General features: G+C 71.1%; 20 protein-coding genes. 19 read left to right on the top strand and 1 reads right to left on the bottom strand.

Going from position 1 to position 20,479, the window contains the following annotated elements:
* Positions 1–128 precede the first annotated feature (128 nt).
* From pyrR to OL358_RS14110, 13 genes are all read left to right on the top strand, one after another.
* The gene (pyrR, locus tag OL358_RS14170; RefSeq protein ID WP_264710714.1) at positions 129–659 is read left to right on the top strand and encodes a bifunctional pyr operon transcriptional regulator/uracil phosphoribosyltransferase PyrR; all 531 of its coding nucleotides are present in this window, start codon (positions 129–131) and stop codon (positions 657–659) included.
* On the top strand, positions 656–1,633 hold the full coding sequence (locus OL358_RS14165) for an aspartate carbamoyltransferase catalytic subunit (protein WP_264710713.1): 978 nt from the start codon (positions 656–658) through the stop codon (positions 1,631–1,633). The genes pyrR and OL358_RS14165 overlap by 4 nt, the downstream gene beginning before the upstream one ends.
* Positions 1,630–2,940, top strand: a complete 1,311-nt coding sequence (locus tag OL358_RS14160; RefSeq protein ID WP_264710712.1) for a dihydroorotase — start codon at positions 1,630–1,632, stop codon at positions 2,938–2,940. The genes OL358_RS14165 and OL358_RS14160 overlap by 4 nt, the downstream gene beginning before the upstream one ends.
* Positions 2,937–3,446 carry a hypothetical protein gene (locus OL358_RS14155; protein WP_264710711.1) on the top strand — a complete coding sequence of 170 codons (510 nt, stop codon included), beginning with the start codon at positions 2,937–2,939 and terminating at the stop codon, positions 3,444–3,446. Before OL358_RS14160 ends, OL358_RS14155 begins: the two co-directional genes overlap by 4 nt.
* Positions 3,443–4,600 (top strand): glutamine-hydrolyzing carbamoyl-phosphate synthase small subunit, encoded by a 1,158-nt coding sequence (carA, locus tag OL358_RS14150; RefSeq protein WP_264710710.1) that lies wholly within the window; start codon positions 3,443–3,445, stop codon positions 4,598–4,600. Before OL358_RS14155 ends, carA begins: the two co-directional genes overlap by 4 nt.
* Positions 4,593–7,880 (top strand): carbamoyl-phosphate synthase large subunit, encoded by a 3,288-nt coding sequence (carB, locus tag OL358_RS14145; protein ID WP_264710709.1) that lies wholly within the window; start codon positions 4,593–4,595, stop codon positions 7,878–7,880. The genes carA and carB overlap by 8 nt, the downstream gene beginning before the upstream one ends.
* Positions 7,877–8,734, top strand: coding sequence for an orotidine-5'-phosphate decarboxylase (gene pyrF / locus OL358_RS14140; RefSeq protein WP_264710708.1), 858 nt, complete (start codon positions 7,877–7,879; stop codon positions 8,732–8,734). The genes carB and pyrF overlap by 4 nt, the downstream gene beginning before the upstream one ends.
* Positions 8,727–9,623, top strand: a complete 897-nt coding sequence (gene gmk / locus OL358_RS14135; protein ID WP_264710707.1) for a guanylate kinase — start codon at positions 8,727–8,729, stop codon at positions 9,621–9,623. Before pyrF ends, gmk begins: the two co-directional genes overlap by 8 nt.
* 91 nt (positions 9,624–9,714) lie before the next feature.
* On the top strand, positions 9,715–9,969 hold the full coding sequence (gene rpoZ, locus OL358_RS14130; protein ID WP_264710706.1) for a DNA-directed RNA polymerase subunit omega: 255 nt from the start codon (positions 9,715–9,717) through the stop codon (positions 9,967–9,969).
* An 87-nt stretch (positions 9,970–10,056) separates the two neighbouring features.
* The gene (metK, locus tag OL358_RS14125; RefSeq protein WP_264710705.1) at positions 10,057–11,250 is read left to right on the top strand and encodes a methionine adenosyltransferase; all 1,194 of its coding nucleotides are present in this window, start codon (positions 10,057–10,059) and stop codon (positions 11,248–11,250) included.
* A gap of 30 nt (positions 11,251–11,280) precedes the next feature.
* Positions 11,281–13,257 carry a primosomal protein N' gene (locus OL358_RS14120; RefSeq protein ID WP_264710704.1) on the top strand — a complete coding sequence of 659 codons (1,977 nt, stop codon included), beginning with the start codon at positions 11,281–11,283 and terminating at the stop codon, positions 13,255–13,257.
* Positions 13,258–13,265: 8 nt separating this feature from the next.
* Positions 13,266–14,189 (top strand): methionyl-tRNA formyltransferase, encoded by a 924-nt coding sequence (gene fmt / locus OL358_RS14115; RefSeq protein WP_264710703.1) that lies wholly within the window; start codon positions 13,266–13,268, stop codon positions 14,187–14,189.
* Entirely contained in the window at positions 14,183–15,556 is a 1,374-nt protein-coding gene (locus OL358_RS14110) for an RsmB/NOP family class I SAM-dependent RNA methyltransferase (RefSeq protein ID WP_413631680.1), read from the top strand. The genes fmt and OL358_RS14110 overlap by 7 nt, the downstream gene beginning before the upstream one ends.
* Positions 15,557–15,563: 7 nt before the next feature.
* Here OL358_RS14110 and glsA read toward each other — a convergent pair whose 3' ends face one another.
* Complete coding sequence (glsA, locus tag OL358_RS14105; protein ID WP_264710701.1) at positions 15,564–16,736, bottom strand: glutaminase A; 1,173 nt, start codon at positions 16,734–16,736, stop codon at positions 15,564–15,566.
* A gap of 20 nt (positions 16,737–16,756) precedes the next feature.
* On the opposite strand from glsA, the gene rpe reads away from it, so the two are divergent.
* The 6 genes from rpe to OL358_RS14075 all read left to right on the top strand — a co-directional run bounded on the left by rpe (position 16,757) and on the right by OL358_RS14075 (position 20,453).
* Positions 16,757–17,455 (top strand): ribulose-phosphate 3-epimerase, encoded by a 699-nt coding sequence (gene rpe, locus OL358_RS14100; protein WP_264710700.1) that lies wholly within the window; start codon positions 16,757–16,759, stop codon positions 17,453–17,455.
* Positions 17,456–17,563: 108 nt separating this feature from the next.
* Positions 17,564–17,827, top strand: a complete 264-nt coding sequence (locus OL358_RS14095; RefSeq protein WP_264710699.1) for a phosphoribosyl-ATP diphosphatase — start codon at positions 17,564–17,566, stop codon at positions 17,825–17,827.
* 43 nt (positions 17,828–17,870) lie between these two features.
* Complete coding sequence (hisG, locus tag OL358_RS14090) at positions 17,871–18,713, top strand: ATP phosphoribosyltransferase (RefSeq protein ID WP_264710698.1); 843 nt, start codon at positions 17,871–17,873, stop codon at positions 18,711–18,713.
* The gene (gene hisF / locus OL358_RS14085) at positions 18,713–19,486 is read left to right on the top strand and encodes an imidazole glycerol phosphate synthase subunit HisF (protein ID WP_264710697.1); all 774 of its coding nucleotides are present in this window, start codon (positions 18,713–18,715) and stop codon (positions 19,484–19,486) included. Before hisG ends, hisF begins: the two co-directional genes overlap by 1 nt.
* Complete coding sequence (gene hisI, locus OL358_RS14080; protein WP_264710696.1) at positions 19,483–19,848, top strand: phosphoribosyl-AMP cyclohydrolase; 366 nt, start codon at positions 19,483–19,485, stop codon at positions 19,846–19,848. Before hisF ends, hisI begins: the two co-directional genes overlap by 4 nt.
* On the top strand, positions 19,845–20,453 hold the full coding sequence (locus OL358_RS14075; RefSeq protein WP_264710695.1) for a Trp biosynthesis-associated membrane protein: 609 nt from the start codon (positions 19,845–19,847) through the stop codon (positions 20,451–20,453). Before hisI ends, OL358_RS14075 begins: the two co-directional genes overlap by 4 nt.
* Positions 20,454–20,479: the final 26 nt, after the last annotated feature.

Genomic DNA, 20,479 nt, shown 5'->3' with positions numbered 1-20,479 from the left:
CCGTGGGCTCGAGTGAACGGGTGGATCCCCGTCATCCGAGCGGACGACGACCCCCGCGCGCTGATAGGATCGCGGAGAACCACAGCAACCTTTAACCCCGTCCCGTGAGGCGGAGAAGGGAGCGGCGGATGAGCACGCGAACCGTGCTGCACGAGGCCGACATCGCCCGAGCGCTGACTAGGATCTCCCACGAGATCCTCGAGTCCAACAGGGGCCCTCAGGATCTGGTCCTCCTCGGCATCCCCACTCGAGGCGTCACCCTGGCGCACCGCATCGCCGCGCTCGTCGAGGAGTTCGGCGGGGCGTCCGTCCCCGTCGGCGCGCTCGACGTGACGATGTACCGCGACGATCTGCACCGCAACCCGACCCGGGCCCCGCAGCCTACGCAGATCCCGGCGGGCGGCATCGACGGCCGGATCGTCGTCCTCGTCGACGACGTGCTCTTCTCGGGGCGCAGCATCCGCGCCGCCCTCGACGCCCTGCAGGACATCGGGCGTCCGACGGCCGTTCGGCTGGCCACGCTCGTCGACCGCGGTCACCGCGAGCTGCCCATCCGGCCGGACTTCGTCGGCAAGAACCTGCCGAGCTCGCGGGACGAGCGCGTGAACGTGCGCCTCACCGAGACCGACGGACGCGAGGAGGTGACGATCGAATCATGAGGCACCTGCTCGACACGAAGCACCTGTCGCGCCAGGAGGCGCTGCGCATCCTCGACGTCGCCGAGGACATGGCCGACACCCAGCGCCGCGAGGTCAAGAAGCTGCCCACGCTGCGCGGCAAGACCGTCGTGAACCTGTTCTTCGAGGACTCGACCCGCACGCGCATCTCGTTCGAGGCCGCCGCGAAGCGGCTGTCGGCCGACGTCATCAACTTCTCGGCGAAGGGGTCGAGCGTCTCGAAGGGCGAATCCCTCCAGGACACCGCCCAGACCCTGCAGGCGATGGGTGCGGACGCCGTCGTCATCCGCCACGGCGCGTCGGGCGCACCCCGCACCCTCGCCACGAGCGGATGGATCACCGCCGGGGTCGTCAACGCGGGGGACGGGACGCACGAGCACCCCACCCAGGCGCTCCTGGACGCCTTCACGATCCGCAAGCGCCGCTTCGGTGCGGACAGCCGCGGCCGCGACCTCGCCGGGGTGAGGGTCACCATCGTCGGCGACATCCTGCACTCCCGCGTCGCCCGCTCGAACGTGTGGCTGCTGGCCACCCTGGGTGCCGATGTCACCCTCGTCGCCCCGCCGACGCTGGTGCCGCAGGATGTCTCGGCCTGGCCGGCCCGCGTGCTCTACGACCTCGACGAGGCGATCGCCGCCGGCCCCGACGCCCTCATGATGCTGCGCATCCAGCTCGAGCGCATGAATGCGGCATATTTCCCCACTGAACGGGAGTATTCCCGCCGGTGGGGGCTCGACGCGCGGCGTCTGGACGCGCTCGGTGCGGATAGCATTGTCATGCACCCCGGTCCGATGAACCGGGGCCTCGAGATCTCCGCAGAAGCCGCGGACTCACCTCGCTCGACCGTGCTCGAGCAGGTGACGAACGGCGTCTCGGTGCGCATGGCCGCGCTCTACCTGCTCCTGGCGGGCGCGGAGCACAGCGAAGACACCCGAGAGAAGGAGAACACCCCATGACCGAGGCCCTTCTCTTCCGCGGAGCACAGATCGAAGGCACCGGCTCCGCCGACATCCTCGTCGAGGACGGGATCATCGCCGAGGTCGGCTCGGGTCTGAGCCGCGCCGGCGCGACCGTGGTCGATGCGGCAGGGCTCGTCGCCCTCCCCGGCCTCGTCGACCTGCACACGCACCTGCGCGAGCCCGGGTACGAGGCATCGGAGACGATCCTCAGCGGCTCGCGTGCGGCCGCGGCGGGCGGCTACACCGCCGTCTTCGCGATGCCGAACACGTCACCTGTCGCCGACACCGCCGGCGTCGTCGAGCAGGAGCTCGCGCTGGGGGAGGCCGCAGGCTTCGTCACCGTGCAGCCGATCGGGGCGGTCACCGTCGGACAGAAGGGCGAGCGGCTCGCCGAGCTGGGCGCCATGGCCGACTCGCGTGCCCGCGTGCGCGTGTTCAGTGACGACGGATTCTGCGTGTGGGATCCGCTGATCATGCGCCGTGCCCTCGAGTACGTGAAGGCGTTCGACGGCGTGATCGCGCAGCATGCGCAGGATCCGCGCCTCACCGAGGGCGCACAGATGAACGAGGGCGCGGTCTCGGCCGAACTCGGCCTCGCCGGCTGGCCGGCGGTCGCCGAGGAGTCGATCATCGCGCGCGACGTGCTGCTCGCCGAGCACGTCGGCTCGCGCCTGCACGTCTGCCACCTGTCGACGGCGGGGTCGGTCGACATCATCCGATGGGCCAAGCGCCGCGGCGTGAACGTCACCGCCGAAGTCACGCCGCACCACCTCCTGCTCACCGACGAGCTCGTGCGCGACTACGACGCGCGTTTCAAGGTGAACCCGCCGCTGCGGCGCGAAGAGGATGTGCTCGCGGTGCGAGAGGGGCTCGCCGACGGCACCATCGACATCGTCGCAACCGACCACGCGCCGCACCCGGCCGAGGCGAAGGCGTGCGAGTGGCACGCCGCAGCCAACGGCATGGTGGGCCTCGAGAGCGCACTGCGCGTCGTGCAGCAGTCGATGGTCGACACCGGCCTGCTCACCTGGGCGGGCGTCGCCCGCGTCATGTCTCGCGAGCCCGCGCGCATCGGGCGCCTCTCCGACCACGGCACGCCGCTGACGGCGGGACACCCGGCGTCGATCACCTTCTACGACCCGGCACCGGTGCGCTCGTTCACGACAGCCGACCTCCGCGGACGCAGCGTGAACTCCCCGTACCTCGGCCGCCAGCTTCCGGGTGAGGTGCGCTGGACGCTGCACCACGGCACAGCGACCGTCGCCGACGGCGCCCTTCTGGACGCGCCGGGGGTGCGCGCATGACACGCGAGGGCGCACTCGTCGTCACGGCCGTCGTCGCGCTGGCGCTCGTCGGGCTCGGCGTCTGGGCGTGGCGCCGACGTGCCCGCCGCGACAGCGGCATCGTCGCGCCCGTCGCGGAGGCGCCCGATGGTGCCACCGTGCTCGCCGCGTTCGCGTCGCTGTACGTCGCGACCACGCGTCACGGCGAGCCGCTCGAACGTCTCGCGGTGAAGGGTCTCGCCTTCCGTTCGCGCGCCGACGTCACCGTGACCGAGGCCGGTGTGGCGATCGACCTGACCGGCCAGCCCCGTGTGTTCCTCGACGCCGCCCGGATCGTCGAGGTGGCGCAGTCCACGGTCGCGATCGATCGCGTCGTCGAGCGCGACGGGCTCACGCGCCTCTCCTGGCGCACCGACGACGGCACGGTCGTCGACTCCTACTTCCGCCCCCAGGATGCCTCGGCTCGCGCTCTCGCCGACGCGGTGTCCGCCATCCTCCTCCCCAGCCAGACGGGAACCGACGCATGACCTCCCTGTTCCAGACCGCTCCCGCCGTGCTCGTCCTCGAAGACGGGACACGCCACGTCGGCCGCGCCTACGGTGCCGAGGGCACCACGATGGGCGAAGTCGTGTTCTCCACCGGCATGACCGGCTATCAGGAGACGCTGACCGACCCCTCCTACGCCGGCCAGATCGTGCTCCAGACCGCTCCGCACATCGGCAACACGGGCATGAACGGCGAGGACCCGGAGTCGCGCCGCATCTGGGTGTCGGGCTACATCGTCCGCGACCCCTCGCGCGTGGTGTCGAACTGGCGCGCCGACGAGTCCCTCGACGACGCCCTCGTGAACGACGGGGTCGTGGGAATCAGCGGCATCGACACGCGCGCCGTCACACGGCACATCCGCTCAGCCGGCAGCATGCGCGGCGGCATCTTCTCGGGTGACGCCGCAGCCCTGGACACCGAGGAGCAGCTCCGCCTGGTGCGCGAGGCTCCGCAGATGGCGGGGCAGAACCTCTCCGCACAGGTCTCGGTCTCAGCCGCAGAGGTCACCGCGGCCACGGGGGAGCGGATCGGCAACCTCGCGGTGCTCGACCTGGGCGTCAAGCAGGCGACGGTCGACAATCTCGCGGCTCGCGGCTTCGAGGTCCACGTCCTCCCACAGGACGTCACGATCGACGAGATCCGCGCGATCGATCCCGTCGCGGTGTTCTATTCCAACGGTCCCGGCGACCCCGCGGCATCCGGCGACCACGTCGACCTGCTTCGCGGCGTGCTCGACGACGGGCTGCCGTTCTTCGGGATCTGCTTCGGCAACCAGCTGCTCGGGCGCGCCCTGGGCCTCGGCACCTACAAGCTGCCGTTCGGGCACCGCGGCATCAACCAGCCGGTGCTCGACAAGGCGACCGGCCGCGTCGAGATCACCGCCCACAACCACGGCTTCGCGGTCGACGCGCCCATCGAGGGCGAGTTCGACAGCCCGAACGGGTACGGGCGCATCGAGGTGAGCCACGTCGGCCTCAACGATCGTGTCGTCGAGGGTCTTCGCGCCCTCGACATCCCCGCGTTCTCGGTGCAGTACCACCCCGAGGCCGCCGCCGGCCCGCACGACGCCCATTACCTGTTCGACCGCTTCCGCGACCTGGTCGTCGCAACCCTGGAGAGCAAGAAGAATGCCTAAGCGCGACGACATCAACTCCGTCCTCGTGATCGGCTCCGGCCCGATCGTCATCGGGCAGGCGTGCGAGTTCGACTACTCGGGAACGCAGGCCTGCCGTGTGCTCCGCGAGGAGGGCGTGCGCGTCATCCTGGTGAACTCGAACCCGGCGACGATCATGACCGACCCCGACTTCGCGGACGCGACGTACATCGAGCCGATCACGCCCGCCGTCATCGAGTCGATCATCGCGAAGGAGAAGCCCGACGCGATCCTGCCCACCCTCGGCGGCCAGACCGCTCTGAACGCGGCGATCGCCCTGCACCAGCTCGGCATCCTCGAGAAGTACGACGTCGAGCTGATCGGCGCCGATTTCGAGGCGATCAACAAGGGCGAAGACCGCCAGATCTTCAAGCAGCTCGTCCTCGATGCGGGGGCGGATGTCGCGGCATCCGTCATCTGCCACTCGATGGAGGAGCTGCTCGCCGGCGCCGAGCAGCTCGGCTACCCGCTGGTCGTGCGCCCGTCGTTCACCATGGGCGGTCTCGGTTCCGGGTTCGCCTACGACGAGACCGACCTCCGCCGCATCGGCGGTGCGGGCCTGCACGACTCGCCCACGAACGAGGTGCTCCTGGAGGAGTCGATCCTCGGGTGGAAGGAGTACGAGCTCGAGCTCATGCGCGACACCGCCGACAACACGGTCGTCGTCTGCTCCATCGAGAACGTCGACCCGGTCGGGGTCCACACCGGCGATTCGATCACCGTCGCCCCGGCGCTCACGCTGACCGACCGCGAGTACCAGAAGCTCCGTGACATCGGCATCGACATCATCCGCGCCGTCGGCGTGGACACCGGCGGCTGCAACATCCAGTTCGCCGTCGACCCGGCCACGGGACGCATCATCGTCATCGAGATGAATCCGCGCGTCTCGCGTTCGTCCGCGCTCGCTTCGAAGGCCACCGGGTTCCCGATCGCGAAGATCGCCGCGAAGCTGGCGATCGGATACCGGCTCGACGAGATCCCGAACGACATCACGAAGGTGACGCCGGCGAGCTTCGAGCCGACCCTGGACTACGTCGTCGTCAAGGTGCCCCGCTTCAACTTCGAGAAGTTCCCGGCGGCGGACACGACCCTCACGACCACCATGAAGTCGGTGGGCGAGGCGATGGCCATCGGGCGCAACTACGCGACAGCGCTGCAGAAGGCGCTCCGCTCGCTGGAGAAGCGCGGGTCGAGCTTCCACTGGGGCGACGAGGAGCGCTCGGCGGCAGAGCTGCTCGAGATCGCGAAGAAGCCGACCGACGGTCGGATCGTCGTGCTGCAGCAGGCTCTGCGGCGGGGGGCCTCGGTCGAGGAGGCCTTCGAGGCCACCAAGATCGACCCGTGGTTCCTCGACCAGATCGTGCTCATCAACGAGGTCGCCGAGTTCGTGGCGAAGGCCGGGGAGCTGGATGCCGCCACCCTGCGCGTCGCGAAGGAGCACGGCTTCAGCGACGCCCAGATCGCGCAGCTCCGTGGCACAACCGAGGCGGAGGTGCGCGGCATCCGTCACGCCCTCTCGATCCGGCCCGTCTACAAGACGGTCGACACCTGTGCGGGGGAGTTCCCGGCGCTCACGCCGTACCACTACTCGAGCTACGACTTCGAGACCGAGGTGACGCCGTCCGAGCGGACGAAGATCGTCATCATCGGCTCGGGTCCGAACCGCATCGGCCAGGGCGTGGAATTCGACTACTCGTGCGTGCACGCGTCGTTCGCCCTCTCGGAGGCCGGCTACGAGACCGTCATGGTCAACTGCAACCCCGAGACCGTGTCGACCGACTACGACACGTCCGACCGCCTCTACTTCGAGCCCCTCACGCTCGAGGACGTGCTCGAGGTGCTGCACGCGGAAGCGCAGTCGGGGACGATCCTCGGCGTCATCTGCCAGCTCGGCGGCCAGACGCCTCTCGGACTCGCGAAGGGCATCGAGGAGGCCGGGTACCCGATCCTCGGCACCCAGCCCGCCGCGATCGACCTCGCCGAGGAGCGCGAGCTCTTCTCGCGTCTTCTCGACGCCGCCGGACTCGTGGCCCCGCGCAGCGGCACCGCCATCGACGCCGACGGCGCGGTCGCGGTCGCCGAAGAGATCGGCTACCCCGTGCTCGTCCGGCCGAGCTTCGTGCTCGGCGGCCGCGGAATGGAGATCGTCTACTCGACCGAGGCGCTGCGCGACTACTTCGTGCGCGTCGCGGGTGAGGCGATCATCGGTCCCGGGCTTCCGCTGCTGGTGGACCGCTTCCTCGACGATGCGATCGAACTCGACGTCGACGCGCTGTTCGACGGCGACGAGCTGTACATCGGCGGCGTCATGGAGCACCTCGAAGAGGCCGGCATCCACTCCGGCGACTCCTCGTGCACCCTGCCGCCCGTGAGTCTGGGCCGCACCGACGTGGACCGTGTCCGCGAGGCCACGCGTGCGATCGCGGAGGGCGTGGGGGTGCGCGGGCTGCTCAACGTGCAGTTCGCCATCTCGGCCGGTGTGCTCTATGTCATCGAGGCGAACCCCCGCGCGAGCCGCACGGTGCCGTTCGTGTCGAAGGCGCTCGGCATCCCGCTCGCGAAGGCCGCGTCGCGCATCATGGCGGGAGCGAGCATCGCCGAGCTCAAGGCAGAGGGACTCCTCCCCGCGCAGGACGGCTCCCGCGTACCGCTGGACGCTCCCGTCGCGGTCAAGGAGGCCGTGCTGCCGTTCAAGCGCTTCCGCACCGCCGACGGTCAGACCGTCGACTCGGTGCTCGGCCCCGAGATGCGCTCGACGGGTGAGGTCATGGGCATCGACCGCGACTTCCCGACGGCGTTCGCCAAGTCGCAGGAGGCGGCCTACGGAGGCATGCCGCAGTCCGGCACCGTCTTCATCTCCGTCGCCGACAGCGACAAGCGCGCCGTGATCCTTCCCGCGCATCGCCTCCAGGAGCTCGGCTTCGACCTCGTCGCCACCGAGGGCACCGCCGAGATCCTCGCCCGCAACGGCATCGCGGTGCGCGTGGTGAGCAAGTTCTCCGAGACGCAGGAATCCGGCGCCACGAACATCGTCGACCTCATCAACGCGGGCGACATCGACATCGTCGTGAACACCCCTTCCGGCGGTGCCGCCCGCGCCGACGGCTACGAGATCCGCGCGGCGGCCGTGGCCGCCGACAAGGCGCTGTTCACCACGATGGCGGTGCTCGGCGCTGCGGTGAGCGCGCTTCCCGTGCTGCGGGAGGGCTTCGCTGTGAAGAGCCTCCAGGAGTACGCGATCGATCGGGCGGTGCGCACGTGAGCTCATTCGGCGATCGGGTCGCGACGGCTCTGGCGGCGCACGGCCCTCTGTGCGTCGGCATCGACCCGCACGTGGCCCTCCTCGAGGAGTGGGGAATGGATGCCTCCGCCACGTCGGCCCGCGAGTTCGGCCTGCGCGTGGTCGAAGCCGCAACAGGGCGCGTCGGCATCGTGAAGCCCCAGGTCGCGTTCTACGAGCGCTACGGCTCGGCCGGCTTCGCGGCGCTCGAGGACGTGCTCGCCGAGGCGCGCGACGCCGGCCTGGTCGTGATCGCCGACGCCAAGCGCGGCGACATCGGCACCACGATGGAGGGGTATGCGGCCGCCTGGCTCGAGGCCGGGTCACCGCTCGAGGCCGATGCGGTCACGCTGAGCCCGTACCTCGGGCCGGACTCGCTGCGGGCGACCCTCACGACGGCGATCCGTCACGGCAAGGGCGCCTTCGTGCTCGCGGCCACCAGCAACCCCGAAGCTTTCGCGCTGCAGAGCGCACAGGTGGTGGATGTCGCCGCGAGCGACGGCCAGACCGTGGCCGAGCGCGTCGCGCGGGACATCGCATGGGTCAACGGCTCGGCCGCGTTCGCGGGCGGGCTCGGACCGGTCGGCCTCGTCGTCGGTGCGACGGTCGACCGGGCCGCGATCGGCCTGACCGATGACGCCCTCCGCGGAGCGCCGATCCTCGCTCCCGGCTTCGGTGCACAGGGCGCGGATCCGGCCGACCTGGCGACGCTCTTCGGCCCGGTGGCCGGCCAGGTCATCGCGAGCGAGAGCCGCAGCATCCTGTCCGCCGGCCCGGCGGGCCTCGCCCGGCGCATCGAGGAGCGCGCTGCGCTGTACGGAGGACCCCGTGGCTGATTCCCGCACGCCCCCCGAGGTCGACCGGGTCGCGGCATCCCGGCGCGCCGTCGCGGCGCGCCGCGAGAGGGCGGCGCTCAAGAAGGACGTGTCGATGCGCGTCATCACTCCGCAGGAGCTGCTGCGGCGCGCCCTGGCGGACCCGGCATCGCCCGCCGGCGCCATGCGCGTGACGGAGTTCCTCACCAGCATCCCCGCGATCGGCGAAGGCAAGCGCGACCGCATTCTCGCGGACCTGGGGATCTCGCCGGTGAAGCGACTCGGCGGCCTGGGTTCGCGGCAGCGCACGCACCTGCGACGCTTTCTCGACGAGCGCTGGCCCGAGCTCGAGCCGCGGGGCGGGCGGAGTCGTCTCGTCGTGCTCGCCGGACCCACCGCGGTCGGCAAGGGAACGGTCGCCGCACACATCAAGGAGCACCACCCCGAGATCCACCTCTCGGTGTCGGCGACGACGCGCGCCCCCCGCCCCGGCGAGGTGGACGGCGAGCACTACTTCTTCGTCGACGACGCGGAGTTCGACCGGCTCGTCGAGGCGGGGGAGCTGCTCGAGCACGCCACCGTCCACAACGCCTATCGCTACGGCACGCCGCGCGCGCCGATCGAACGCGTGCTCGCCGACGGACGCACCGCACTCCTCGAGATCGATCTGCAGGGCGCGCGGCAGGTGCGCACCGCCGATCCTTCGGCGACGCTGGTGTTCCTGCTCCCGCCGAGCTGGGACGAGCTCGTTCAGCGTCTGGTCGGTCGCGGCACGGAGGGCGACGAGGAACGCGCGCGTCGCCTGCGCACCGCGAAGACCGAGCTGGCCTCGCAGGGGGAGTTCGACTATCGCGTCGTGAACGACGACGTGGCGCGCGCGGCCGACGAGGTCGCCGGGCTTGCGCGCTGAATCTCACCCGCTGACGTAGAATGGTGGGATGCCCCGGCACGTCCGGGGCTCCCGAACCTCTCCACCCGTCATACGATCCAGGAGGATTCCCATGGCAGGAACGAACCAGGGCATCATCGAGCCCCCCATCGACAGCCTTCTCGAGAAGGTCGACTCGAAGTACCAGCTCGTGATCTTCGCGTCCAAGCGCGCGCGCCAGATCAACGACTACTACTCCGACCTGCACGAGGGGAACCTGTTCGACAACGTGGGCCCGCTCGTCGACTCCACCGTCGAGGACAAGCCGCTCACGATCGCGATGCACGAGATCCACGAGGACAAGCTGCGTCTGCGCGCACTCGACTGACCTCTGTGACCTTCTGATGCCCCCGGCGCGGCCTTGTCCGTGTCCGGGGGCATACTGGTGCCTGCACTCATCCGACCTGGAGCATCGATGACCGACCTTCGTCTGTTCACATCCGAATCCGTCACCGAGGGGCACCCTGACAAGATCTGCGATCAGATCTCCGACAGCATCCTCGACGCGATCCTCGCCGAAGACCCGCGCGGTCGCGTGGCCGTGGAGACCCTGGTCACGACCGGGCTGGTCCACGTCGCCGGCGAGGTGTCGACCTCCGCGTACGTGGAGATCCCCGCGATCGTCCGCTCCGTGGTGAACCGCATCGGCTACACCTCGAGCGAGACCGGGTTCGACGGCGACTCGTGCGGCGTCAGCGTGTCGATCGGCGCGCAGTCGTCCGACATCGCGGCGGGCGTCGACAAGGCGTTCGAGCGCCGCGAGGACGGCTCCGAAGACCCGGCCGACCTGCAGGGCGCGGGCGATCAGGGCATCATGTTCGGCTACGCGACCACCGAGACTCCGGAACTCATGCCCATGGCGGCATGGACGGCGCACCGCCTGGCCGAGCGCCTCGCGGCCGTGCGTCGCTCCGGTGAGCTCCCGTTCCTGCGTCCGGACGGCAAGACTCAGGTGACGCTCGGCTACGACGGTGCCACACCGCGCACGGTCGAGTCCGTGGTCCTGTCCACCCAGCACCAGCCCGACATCTCGCAGAAGGCGCTGCGGGCCGCGGTCCGCGCCGAGGTCATCGACCCCGTTCTCGAGTCGACCGGTCTCGAGCTTCCCGACGTGAAGTTCTACATCAATCCCGCCGGACCCTTCGTGACCGGCGGACCCAAGGGCGATGCCGGGCTCACGGGTCGCAAGATCATCATCGACACCTACGGCGGCGCGTCGCGGCACGGCGGCGGCGCCTTCAGCGGCAAGGACCCCTCGAAGGTCGACCGCTCCGCCGCCTACGCGATGCGCTGGGTCGCGAAGAACGCCGTCGCCGCGGGCCTCGCTGACCGCCTCGAGGTGCAGGTGGCGTACGCCATCGGCAAGGCGAAGCCCGTCGGCCTGTACGTCGAGACCTTCGGCACCGGACGGGTCTCCGACGAAGCGATCACGCGAGCGATCCTCGACGTCTTCGACCTGCGGCCCAAAGCGATCATCGACCAGCTCGACCTGCTGCGCCCGATCTACGCGAAGACCGCTGCCTACGGTCACTTCGGCCGCGAGCTCCCCGAGTTCACGTGGGAGCGCACCGACCGCGCCGACGATCTGCGCGCCGCCGCCGGGCTCTGACGTGACCCGGCGCGTCCGCGGAGGTCGCAGGTGACCGCGCGGAGAGTCGCGCGCGTGCTGATCGACTCTCCGCTGCCGCAGCTCGATCGCCTCTTCGACTACGAGATCCCCTCCGAGTTCGCCGACTCGGCGCTGCCGGGCGTGCGCGTGCGCGTGCCGCTGCGCACGGCTGGTCGGGTGGTCGACGGCTTCCTCGTGGAGCTGGGCGAGCCGGATGCCTCGGACCGCCCGCTCTCGGAGCTCGATGCCGTCGTCTCGCCGGTCGCGGTGCTGCCGACCCGCCTCTACGCCCTCGCCCGTCGATGCGCCGACCGCGCCGCGGGGTCGGCGAGCGACATCCTGCGCCTGGCGATCCCGAAGCGGATGGTGCGCGCCGAGAGGGCCTGGCTGGCCTCCGGAATCGCCGAGGCTCCCGCCGTCGACCCGGATCACCTGCTGTGGGCGAACGGCACGCTCGATGCGTTCGATGGCCTCGGTGCCGGGATCGACGCGGGGGAGCGCCTCGCCGTCGACCCGCCGCCCGCTCCCGCGCTCCTGCCCAACGGATCGCCGATCGGGTCCTGGGCGCTGCTGCTCGCGGCGGCCGCGGTGCGCACGCTGGCAGCGGGGCGGAGCGCTGTGCTCGTCGTGCCCGATCATCGGGACCGCGCCGAGCTCGAAGCGGCACTCGAGGGCAGGATCCCCGAGACGGCGCTCGTGCGCGACGACTCCCGGCAGAGCTCGCCCGCTCGGTACGGCGCGTTCCTTCGGACGCTTGCGGCGTCGCCGTGCGTCGTGATCGGAAATCGCTCCGCGGTCTACGCACCCGTGCACGAGCTCGGGCTGATCGCCGTATGGGACGACGGTGATCCGCTGCTCGGCGAGCCGCTGAGTCCCGGAGTGCACGCGCGCGATGCAGCGCTGCTCCGGCAGGAGCTCGAAGGCGGTGCACTCGTGTTTGCCGGTCACACCCGCACCACGGACGTGGAGCGACTCGTCGCGGTGGGGTGGGTCCGGGAGTCGCCGGCGACGCGTCGTACGAGCCCCCGGGTCGTCCTCAGCGCGACGCGCGAAGGCGAGTCGCGCGGTGCTCGCGTCCCGTCGGCCGCCTTCGCAGCAGCCCGGGAAGCGCTCGCGCAGGGTCCGGTGCTCGTCCAGGTGGCCCGCCCGGGCTACGCCCCCGTCCTCGTATGCGCGGAGTGCCGGCATCCGGCGCGCTGCCCCCACTGCGGCGGACCCCTGCACGCAGCGAGGCAGGGTGCGGTGCCGACGTGCACGTGGTGCGGTCGCGCGATCCCCGGGTGGATGTGCCCGGAGTGCTCCTCCACGCGGCTGCGCATGGCCTCCTCGGGGAGCGAGCGCACCGCCGACGAGCTCGGCCGCGCGTTTCCGGGTGTGCGGGTCATCATCGCCGACGGCGACCACCCCGTGTCCACGGTGGATGCGCGCCCGTCTCTCGTCGTCGCCACGCGCGGCGCGGAGCCTCTCGCCGCAGGCGGCTACCGCGCGGTGATCCTTCTGGATGGCGATCGGATGCTGCTCGCCGAGGATCTGCGCATCGGAGAGTCCTGCCTGCGCTGGTGGTCGAATGCCGCCGCTCTCGCCGCGCCGGGCGCGCCGGTGCACCTGGTCGGCGTCGCCGGTCCCGTCGCGCGCGCTCTGGCCACGTGGACGCAGTCCGCGTACGCGCGCGCCGAGCTCGCCGATCGCGCTCCGCTGCGGATGCCGCCCACCGTGCGGGTCGCGTCGATCGACGGCGCCCGCGCCGCGGTCGATGCGGCACTGGCCGCGCTGCGCTCGGCCGTGCCCGAGCTCGATCGCGAAGCCGTTCTCGGGCCGCTCCCGCGCGACGAGGGCGTGCGCGCGCTGATCCGTTTCGACTACGCGCTCGGACCCCGCGTGGCGGAGAGCCTGCGGGCGTCCGTCGTGAATCACGCGATCAAGGCGAGACGACCAGCGAAGGGTCGCGCCCCGGGCCCGCGCAATACACTGAAAGTTCGGGTCGACGTGCCCGATCTCGACCTGTGAGGAACCCCATGCGCCTCGTCTTCGCCGGCACACCGGAGCCGGCGGTGCCGTCCCTGCGCCGGCTCGCGGCATCCGATCACGACCTGGCTGCCGTGATCACGCGACGCGACGCGCCGCTCGGTCGCAAGCGCGTGCTCACGCCGTCTGCGGTGGCGGCCGCGGCGGGCGAGCTCGGCCTGCACGCCATCAAGGCCGATCGGCTCGACGCGGAGGCGACGGAGCGGATCGCAGCGCTGCGCCCCGACCTGGGCGTGATCGTCGCGTACGGCGGCCTGGTCCGGGAGCCGCTTCTCTCCACACCCGTCCACGGCTGGATCAACCTGCACTTCTCGCTCCTTCCTCGGTGGCGTGGCGCCGCTCCGGTGCAGCACGCCCTGATCGCGGGCGACGCCGAAACGGGTGCGAGCGTGTTCCGTCTCGTTCCCGAGCTCGATGCCGGTGAGGTGTACGCCGAGCGCGCGCATCCGATCGGCGCGGATGTGACCGCGGGAGAGCTGCTCACCGCGCTGGCCGAGGACGGCGCCGAGCTGCTGCTCTCGGTCGTGGATGCGATCGCGGCCGGCACCGCGGTCGCCCGATCGCAGACGGGCGCGACGACCTACGCGGGCAAGCTCGGCGACGACGACGGCGCCGTGCGCTGGGCCGAGCCGCAAGATGCTGTGCTCGGCCGCATCAGGGGCGTCACGCCCGAGCCCGGCGCACACACGACCGTCGATGGCACCCGCGTGAAGATCCTCGTCGTGCGGCGCGCTGCCGACGGTGCGCCTGCGCTCGAGCCCGGACACATGGCCCTCCACGAGCGCGAGCTGCACGTCGGGACCGCCACCCGGCCCATCATCGTCGAGACCGTTCAGCCGGCGGGCAAGGGACCGATGCGCGCCGCCGACTGGTGGCGCGGGCTCCGCAGCGACGAGCCGGTGGCCGGATCGTGACCGCCGCCGCAGCATCCCGTCGCGTCGCCTACGACACGATTCGGGCCGTCCACGAGTCCGACGCGTACGCCAACCTCCTGCTTCCGACGCTGATCACGCGGGCGGGCCTGTCGACCGCCGATGCCGCGCTGGCGACCGAGCTGACGTACGGCACCCTCCGCCGGCAGGGCACGTACGACGCGGTCATCGCGATCGCCGCCGACCGCCTGATCGTCGACATCGACCCGGCCGTGCTCGACGCCCTCCGTCTCGGCGTGCACCAGCTGCTGTCGACCAGGGTGGCCTCGCACGCCGCCGTGAACGAATCGGTCGAGCTGGCGCGGTCCGCCGGCGGCCGCGGGGCGGCGGGATTCGCCAACGCCGTGCTCCGCCGCGTGTCCCGCGACACGCCGGGCGACTGGATGACGCGCGTCGCCGACGGTGCTCGATCCGACGACGAGCAGTTGGGGCTGCTGTTCTCGCACCCGGTGTGGGTGGTGCGCGCTTTCCGGCGCGCGCTGGCCGCCGAGGGCCGTGCCGATGAGCTCGAGGCGCTCCTCACCGCCGACAACGCATCCCCTCGCGTCACGATGGCGGCGCTTCCAGGACTCGCCGCGGCCCCCGACGATGCCCGGCGCACCCCGTTCTCGCCCGTGGGGTTCCGGCTGGCCGGCGGTGACCCGGAGGGCATCATCCGGGCGTCGGACGGCCGCATCCGGGTGCAGGACGAGGGTTCGCAGCTCGCCGCGCTCGCGCTCACCCGGGCGCTGCCGGTTCGCGAGGGCGAGCGGTGGCTCGACCTCTGCGCCGGGCCCGGCGGCAAGACGGCGATGCTCGCCGCCGAGGCGCTGGCCCACGGTGCGCTCCTCGAGGCGAACGAAATCTCACCCGCACGCGCGGGATTGGTGCGCCGAGCGATCGAGGGCGTGCCCCTCGATGTCCCGGTCTCGGAGCAGGACGGCAGAGAACGCATAGCGGAGACTCCGGAGACGTACGACCGGATCCTCGTCGACGCGCCGTGCACCGGGCTGGGTGCTCTCCGGCGGCGGCCCGAGGCGCGGTGGCGCAAAGCACCCGCCGATGTGCCCGAGCTGACGGAGCTGCAGCGCGAGCTGCTCACCGGAGCAGTCTCGGCCCTCAAGCCCGGGGGAGTCGTGGCGTACGTGACGTGCTCACCGCACCTCGCCGAGACCTCGGGTGTCGTGGCCGAGGTGCGTCGTGAGTGGGGTGCGGCGCTCGAAGAGCTCTCGGCCCGTGAAGTGCTCACCGCCCTCGCGGAGAGCGACCCTGCGCTGCCGCCGCAGGCGGACGGTTCGGGGCGGGCGCAGCTGTGGCCGCACCGCCACAACACCGACGCGATGTCGATCTCGCTGCTGCGTCGGGTGTGACCCAGGACTACTCCTGCAGCCAGACCCACTCCGGCAGATCCTCGAACTCGCCGCGGAGCGCGATGAGAGCGCCCGGATGCGTGCGTCCGAGCTCGCGGGCATCCACGATGAGCGGCGCCCCGTCGGGCAGCCCCGACGCCACCTCGCGCAGGACCGCGACGATCCGCTCCGCGCCGGAGTAGCCGAGCTCGCCGCCCAGGCGTACGACGCGGCCCTCGTCGCCCTCGTGCAAGGTCATGGCGGGCGAGGCAACGCTCTCGTGGGGTTCGAGCAGATGCATGCCGAACCGCTCGGACGCCGCTTCCACCAGGGCGACCGCGCGCACGCTGTTGCCGTGCGCGTCCAGGCGGGGGCTGAACGCGGCGACGCCGAACTGCGACGGCGCCACGGACATCAGGCCGCCGCTCACGCCGCTCTTCGCCGGAAGCCCCACCCGCAGCAGCCATTCGCCGGAGAAGTCGTACATCCCGCAGCTCGACATGATCGACAGCACGTCCCGCGCGACGCGTTCGTCGACGACACGGCGGCCGGTCACCGGATTGACCCCTCCGAACGCGAGCGTCGCCGCCATGATCGCGAGGTCGCGCACACTCACGAGGATCGAGCACTGCCGGAAGTAGGTCTCGACAGCCACGTCCACGGATCCGTCGATCACGCCGTGGGACTTCAGCAGATGGGCCAGCGCGCGGTTGCGATCGCCCGTGGTCGACTCCGACGAGTACACCGATTCGTCGATCCACAGCGATCGTCCGGCGAACGCCGAAAGCATCTCGACGATGCGTGCGGTGCGCGTGTCGACGTCGTCGCCCGGGATGAGCGCGGACGTCGCGATCGCCCCGGCGTTGATCATGGGGTTCGCGGGACGCCCGGTGACCGGCTCGAGGCTGATCGCGTTGAACGGCTCACCGCTCGGCTCCGCCCCGACACGCTGCAGCACGGCATCGAGCCCGTGCACCTCGAGCGCCAGGGCGAGGACGAACGGCTTGGAGATCGACTGGATGGTGAACTCGACGTGGTCGTCCCCGACGGAGCGCACGCGCCCGCGCGGCCCGACGACGGCGAAGGCCAGCCTCTCCGGGTCGGCGGTCGCGAGCTCCGGGATGTAGGAGGCCGGCGCGCCGGAGTCGCCCGGTCGGATCTCCTCGAGCACGTCGGCGAGCAGTGCCGTGATGGGGTCCACGGCTCGACCATAATGGACTCGTGCCCCTCCGCGACGAGAACGGCCGCAACGGCGGCGTCCGCATCAATCCGAGCATCCTGGCCGCAGACTTCGTCAACATGCAGTCCGAGCTCGCGCGCATCGCTTCCGCCGACTTCGTGCACGTCGACGTTATGGACAACCACTTCGTGCCGAACCTCACCTTCGGTCCCCAGATGGTCGAGCGCATCCAGGCGACCAGCACCGTGCCGCTCGATGTGCACCTCATGATCGCCGACCCCGACCGGTGGGCTCCGGGGTACGCGGAGCTCGGCGCGGCATCCGTCACCTTCCATCTCGAGGCGGCCACAGAGCCGGTCGCACTCGCGCGCCGACTGCGCGACATCGGCGCCCGCGCGGGGGTGGCGGTGAAGCCCGCGACTCCGGTCGAAGCACTCTTCGATCTGCTCGACGACTTCGATCAGGTCCTCGTGATGACCGTCGAGCCCGGGTTCGGAGGGCAATCGTTCATGCCCGAGACCATGCCGAAGCTGCGTCGCCTGGCCGATGAGGCCCGGCGGCGCGGGTCGGCCGTGTGGCTGCAGGTGGACGGCGGCATCGGCGAGTCCACGATCGCGCAGGCAGCCGAGGCGGGAGCGGACACGTTCGTCGCAGGTTCCGCCGTCTTCGGGGCGGCCGACCCGGCGGCAGCGATCGCCGGGCTCCGCGCCACCGCCGCGCAGCACCGCCACGCGCACTGACCCGGCACGCGCACTGACCAGGCATTCCGCGAGGAGCCGCTCACCCGCACGCCGTGTCGACGCGTCACGGGGCGCCGGGGCGTGCCGCCCGGCCGCTACCCTGGAACGGTGAAGACGTTCGATGCGCTGTTCGCCGAGCTCACCGCCACCGCGGTCGAGCGCCCCGAAGGATCGGGGACGGTCGCTCAGCTCGACGCGGGCGTCCACGCGATCGGCAAGAAGATCGTCGAAGAGGCCGCCGAGGTCTGGATGGCAGCCGAGTACGAGTCGACGGATGCCGCAGCCGAGGAGATCTCGCAGCTGCTGTACCACCTCCAGGTGATGATGCTCGCGAAGGGGCTGAGCCTCGAAGACGTCTACCGACATCTCTGAGCGCGCGCTCCCTTCCGACCTCGAACCGAAAGCTCCCGCCGCCATGCTGCGCATCGCCGTTCCGAACAAGGGATCGCTCGCCGAGACCGCCACCGAGATGCTCTCGGAGGCGGGTTACACCGGCCGTCGCGATCCCAAGGACCTCCACACCATCGACCCGCAGAACGAGGTCGAGTTCTTCTACCTGCGCCCGAAGGACATCGCGACCTACGTCGGGTCCGGCGCCCTCGACGTCGGCATCACCGGCCGTGACCTCCTCCTCGACGCCCGCATGCCGGGTGCGCGAGAGATCGAGGCCCTCGGGTTCGGCGACTCGACGTTCCGGTTCGCCGGTCCGCCCGGACGATTCACCACCGTGAACGACCTCGAGGGGATGCGGGTCGCGACGGCCTATCCGGGCCTCGTCGACGGCTTCCTCGACGATCACGGCGTCGCCGTCGACCTGGTGCCGCTGGACGGAGCGGTCGAGTCGGCGGTCCGGCTCGGGGTGGCGGATGCCGTCGCCGACGTCGTGTCGACGGGCACGACGCTGCGCCAGGCGGGTCTCGAGATCTTCGGACCCAAGATCCTCGAATCGGAGGCCGTGCTCATCAGCGGGCCGACCGACGCGGGCGGCACCGACACGCTGCTGCGACGTCTGCGAGGCGTCATGGTGGCGCGGCGCTACGTCATGATCGACTACGACCTGCCCGCCACTCTCGTGGACGACGCCGTGGCGATCGCTCCGGGCATCGAGTCGCCGACCATCGCGCCGCTGCGCGATCCCCAGTGGGTGGCCGTGCGTGTCATGGTTCCGCGCGCAGGGGTCAACCAGGTGATGGACGCCCTCTATGCGATCGGCGCGCGCGCCATCCTGGTGACCGCGATCCACAACGCGAGGCTCTGATGAGCCTCGTCTGCCGGGTCATCCCGTGCCTCGACGTCGCCGCAGGGCGCGTCGTGAAGGGCGTCAACTTCGAGAACCTGCGCGACATGGGCGACCCGGTCGAGCTCGCGCGCGAGTACTTCCGGCAGGGCGCCGATGAACTGACCTTCCTCGATGTGACGGCAACCGTCGACGCGCGGTCGACGACATACGACGTCGTGCGCCGCACGGCCGAGCAGGTGTTCATCCCGCTCACCGTCGGCGGGGGAGTCCGCTCGACCGACGACGTCGCCCGACTGCTCTCCGTCGGTGCCGACAAGATCGGTGTGAACTCCGCGGCGATCGCGCGTCCTGCGCTGCTCGACGAGATCGCGGACCGGTTCGGCGCCCAGGTGCTCGTGCTCTCCCTGGACGTGAAGCGCTCGGCCGGCACGGAGTCGGGATTCGTCGTCACGACCCACGGCGGCCGGACCGAGACCACGCTGGACGCGCTCGCGTGGGCGCGCGAGGCGATCGAGCGCGGCGCGGGCGAGCTGCTGGTGAACTCGATCGACGCGGACGGCACGCGCGAGGGGTTCGATCTCGAGCTCGTCGCACTCATGCGCGAGGTCTCGAGCGTCCCGGTCATCGCGTCCGGCGGAGCGGGTCGCGCCGAGGATTTCGGTCCGGCCATCGACGCGGGCGCCGACGCGGTGCTCGCGGCATCCGTCTTCCACTCCGGTCAGCTGACCGTGGGTGACGTGAAGAGCGCGATGGCGGCAACCGGCATCGCGGTGCGGGAGGTCGCGGCATGACCGAGAGCGTTCAGGAACGGATCGATCGCGTCTCGTTCGACGCCCACGGCCTCGTGGCCGCCATCGTGCAGCAGTGGGACACCCGCGAGGTGCTCATGCTCGGGTGGATGGATGCCGAGGCGCTGCGTCGCACGCTGACCGAGGGTCGAGTGACGTTCTGGTCGCGCTCCCGCCGGGAGCACTGGCGCAAGGGCGACACGTCCGGTCACATCCAGCTGGTGCGCGGCGCCCGCCTCGACTGCGACGGCGACGCGATCCTGCTCCAGGTCGAGCAGGTCGGCCCGGCGTGCCACACGGGCACGCGGACCTGCTTCGACGCGGACGACCTCGACCCGATCGCCGGTCCGGAGCGTCCGGAGTGACCCGCCGCGCCCGCCTGCTCGCCGTCGTCGCGCTCGTGGCCTGCGGGGCCGTGACGGTCATCTCGGCGACGCAGACCTGGCTCGTCGTGGTGCTCGACGACGGTGCGGGCCACACGCTCGAAGTGCCCGGCGCTGCCGCGATCCCGGTGCTCGCACCGCTCGGACTGGCGGTGCTCGCGCTCGGCGGCGCGCTCTCGATCGTCGGGCTCGCCCTGCGCTATGCGTTCGGGGCACTCACCGTCCTGATCGCCGTGATCCTCGGCTGGTTCACGGGTCAGATCGTGTTCGCCCATCCCGTCGGCGCGGTCGCGTCGACCGTCACGGAGTCGACCGGCATCACCGGAGAGGCCGCGGTCGCCGAACTCGTCGCCGCCATCACGCCCACCGCGTGGCCGGCAGTGACCCTCGTCACCACCATCGTGCTCGCGGCCGCGGGCGCCTTCACGCTCGTGACGGCGCACCGCTGGAAGGGCTCGGGCCGCCGCTATCGCACCGAGGACGGCCCCGCGCCGATCGCCGCGGCGGGCTCGCGCCCGCATGACGCGATCGATTCGTGGGACGACCTCTCTCGTGGCGAGGATCCGACGACCCGCCCGCTAGACTGACGACATCCCCGCGCCTACCTGGAGGA

Source organism: Microbacterium sp. SSM24, from assembly GCF_025989145.1.
Classification (GTDB): domain Bacteria; phylum Actinomycetota; class Actinomycetes; order Actinomycetales; family Microbacteriaceae; genus Microbacterium.
This window is presented reverse-complemented; position numbering and strand designations above follow the sequence as displayed.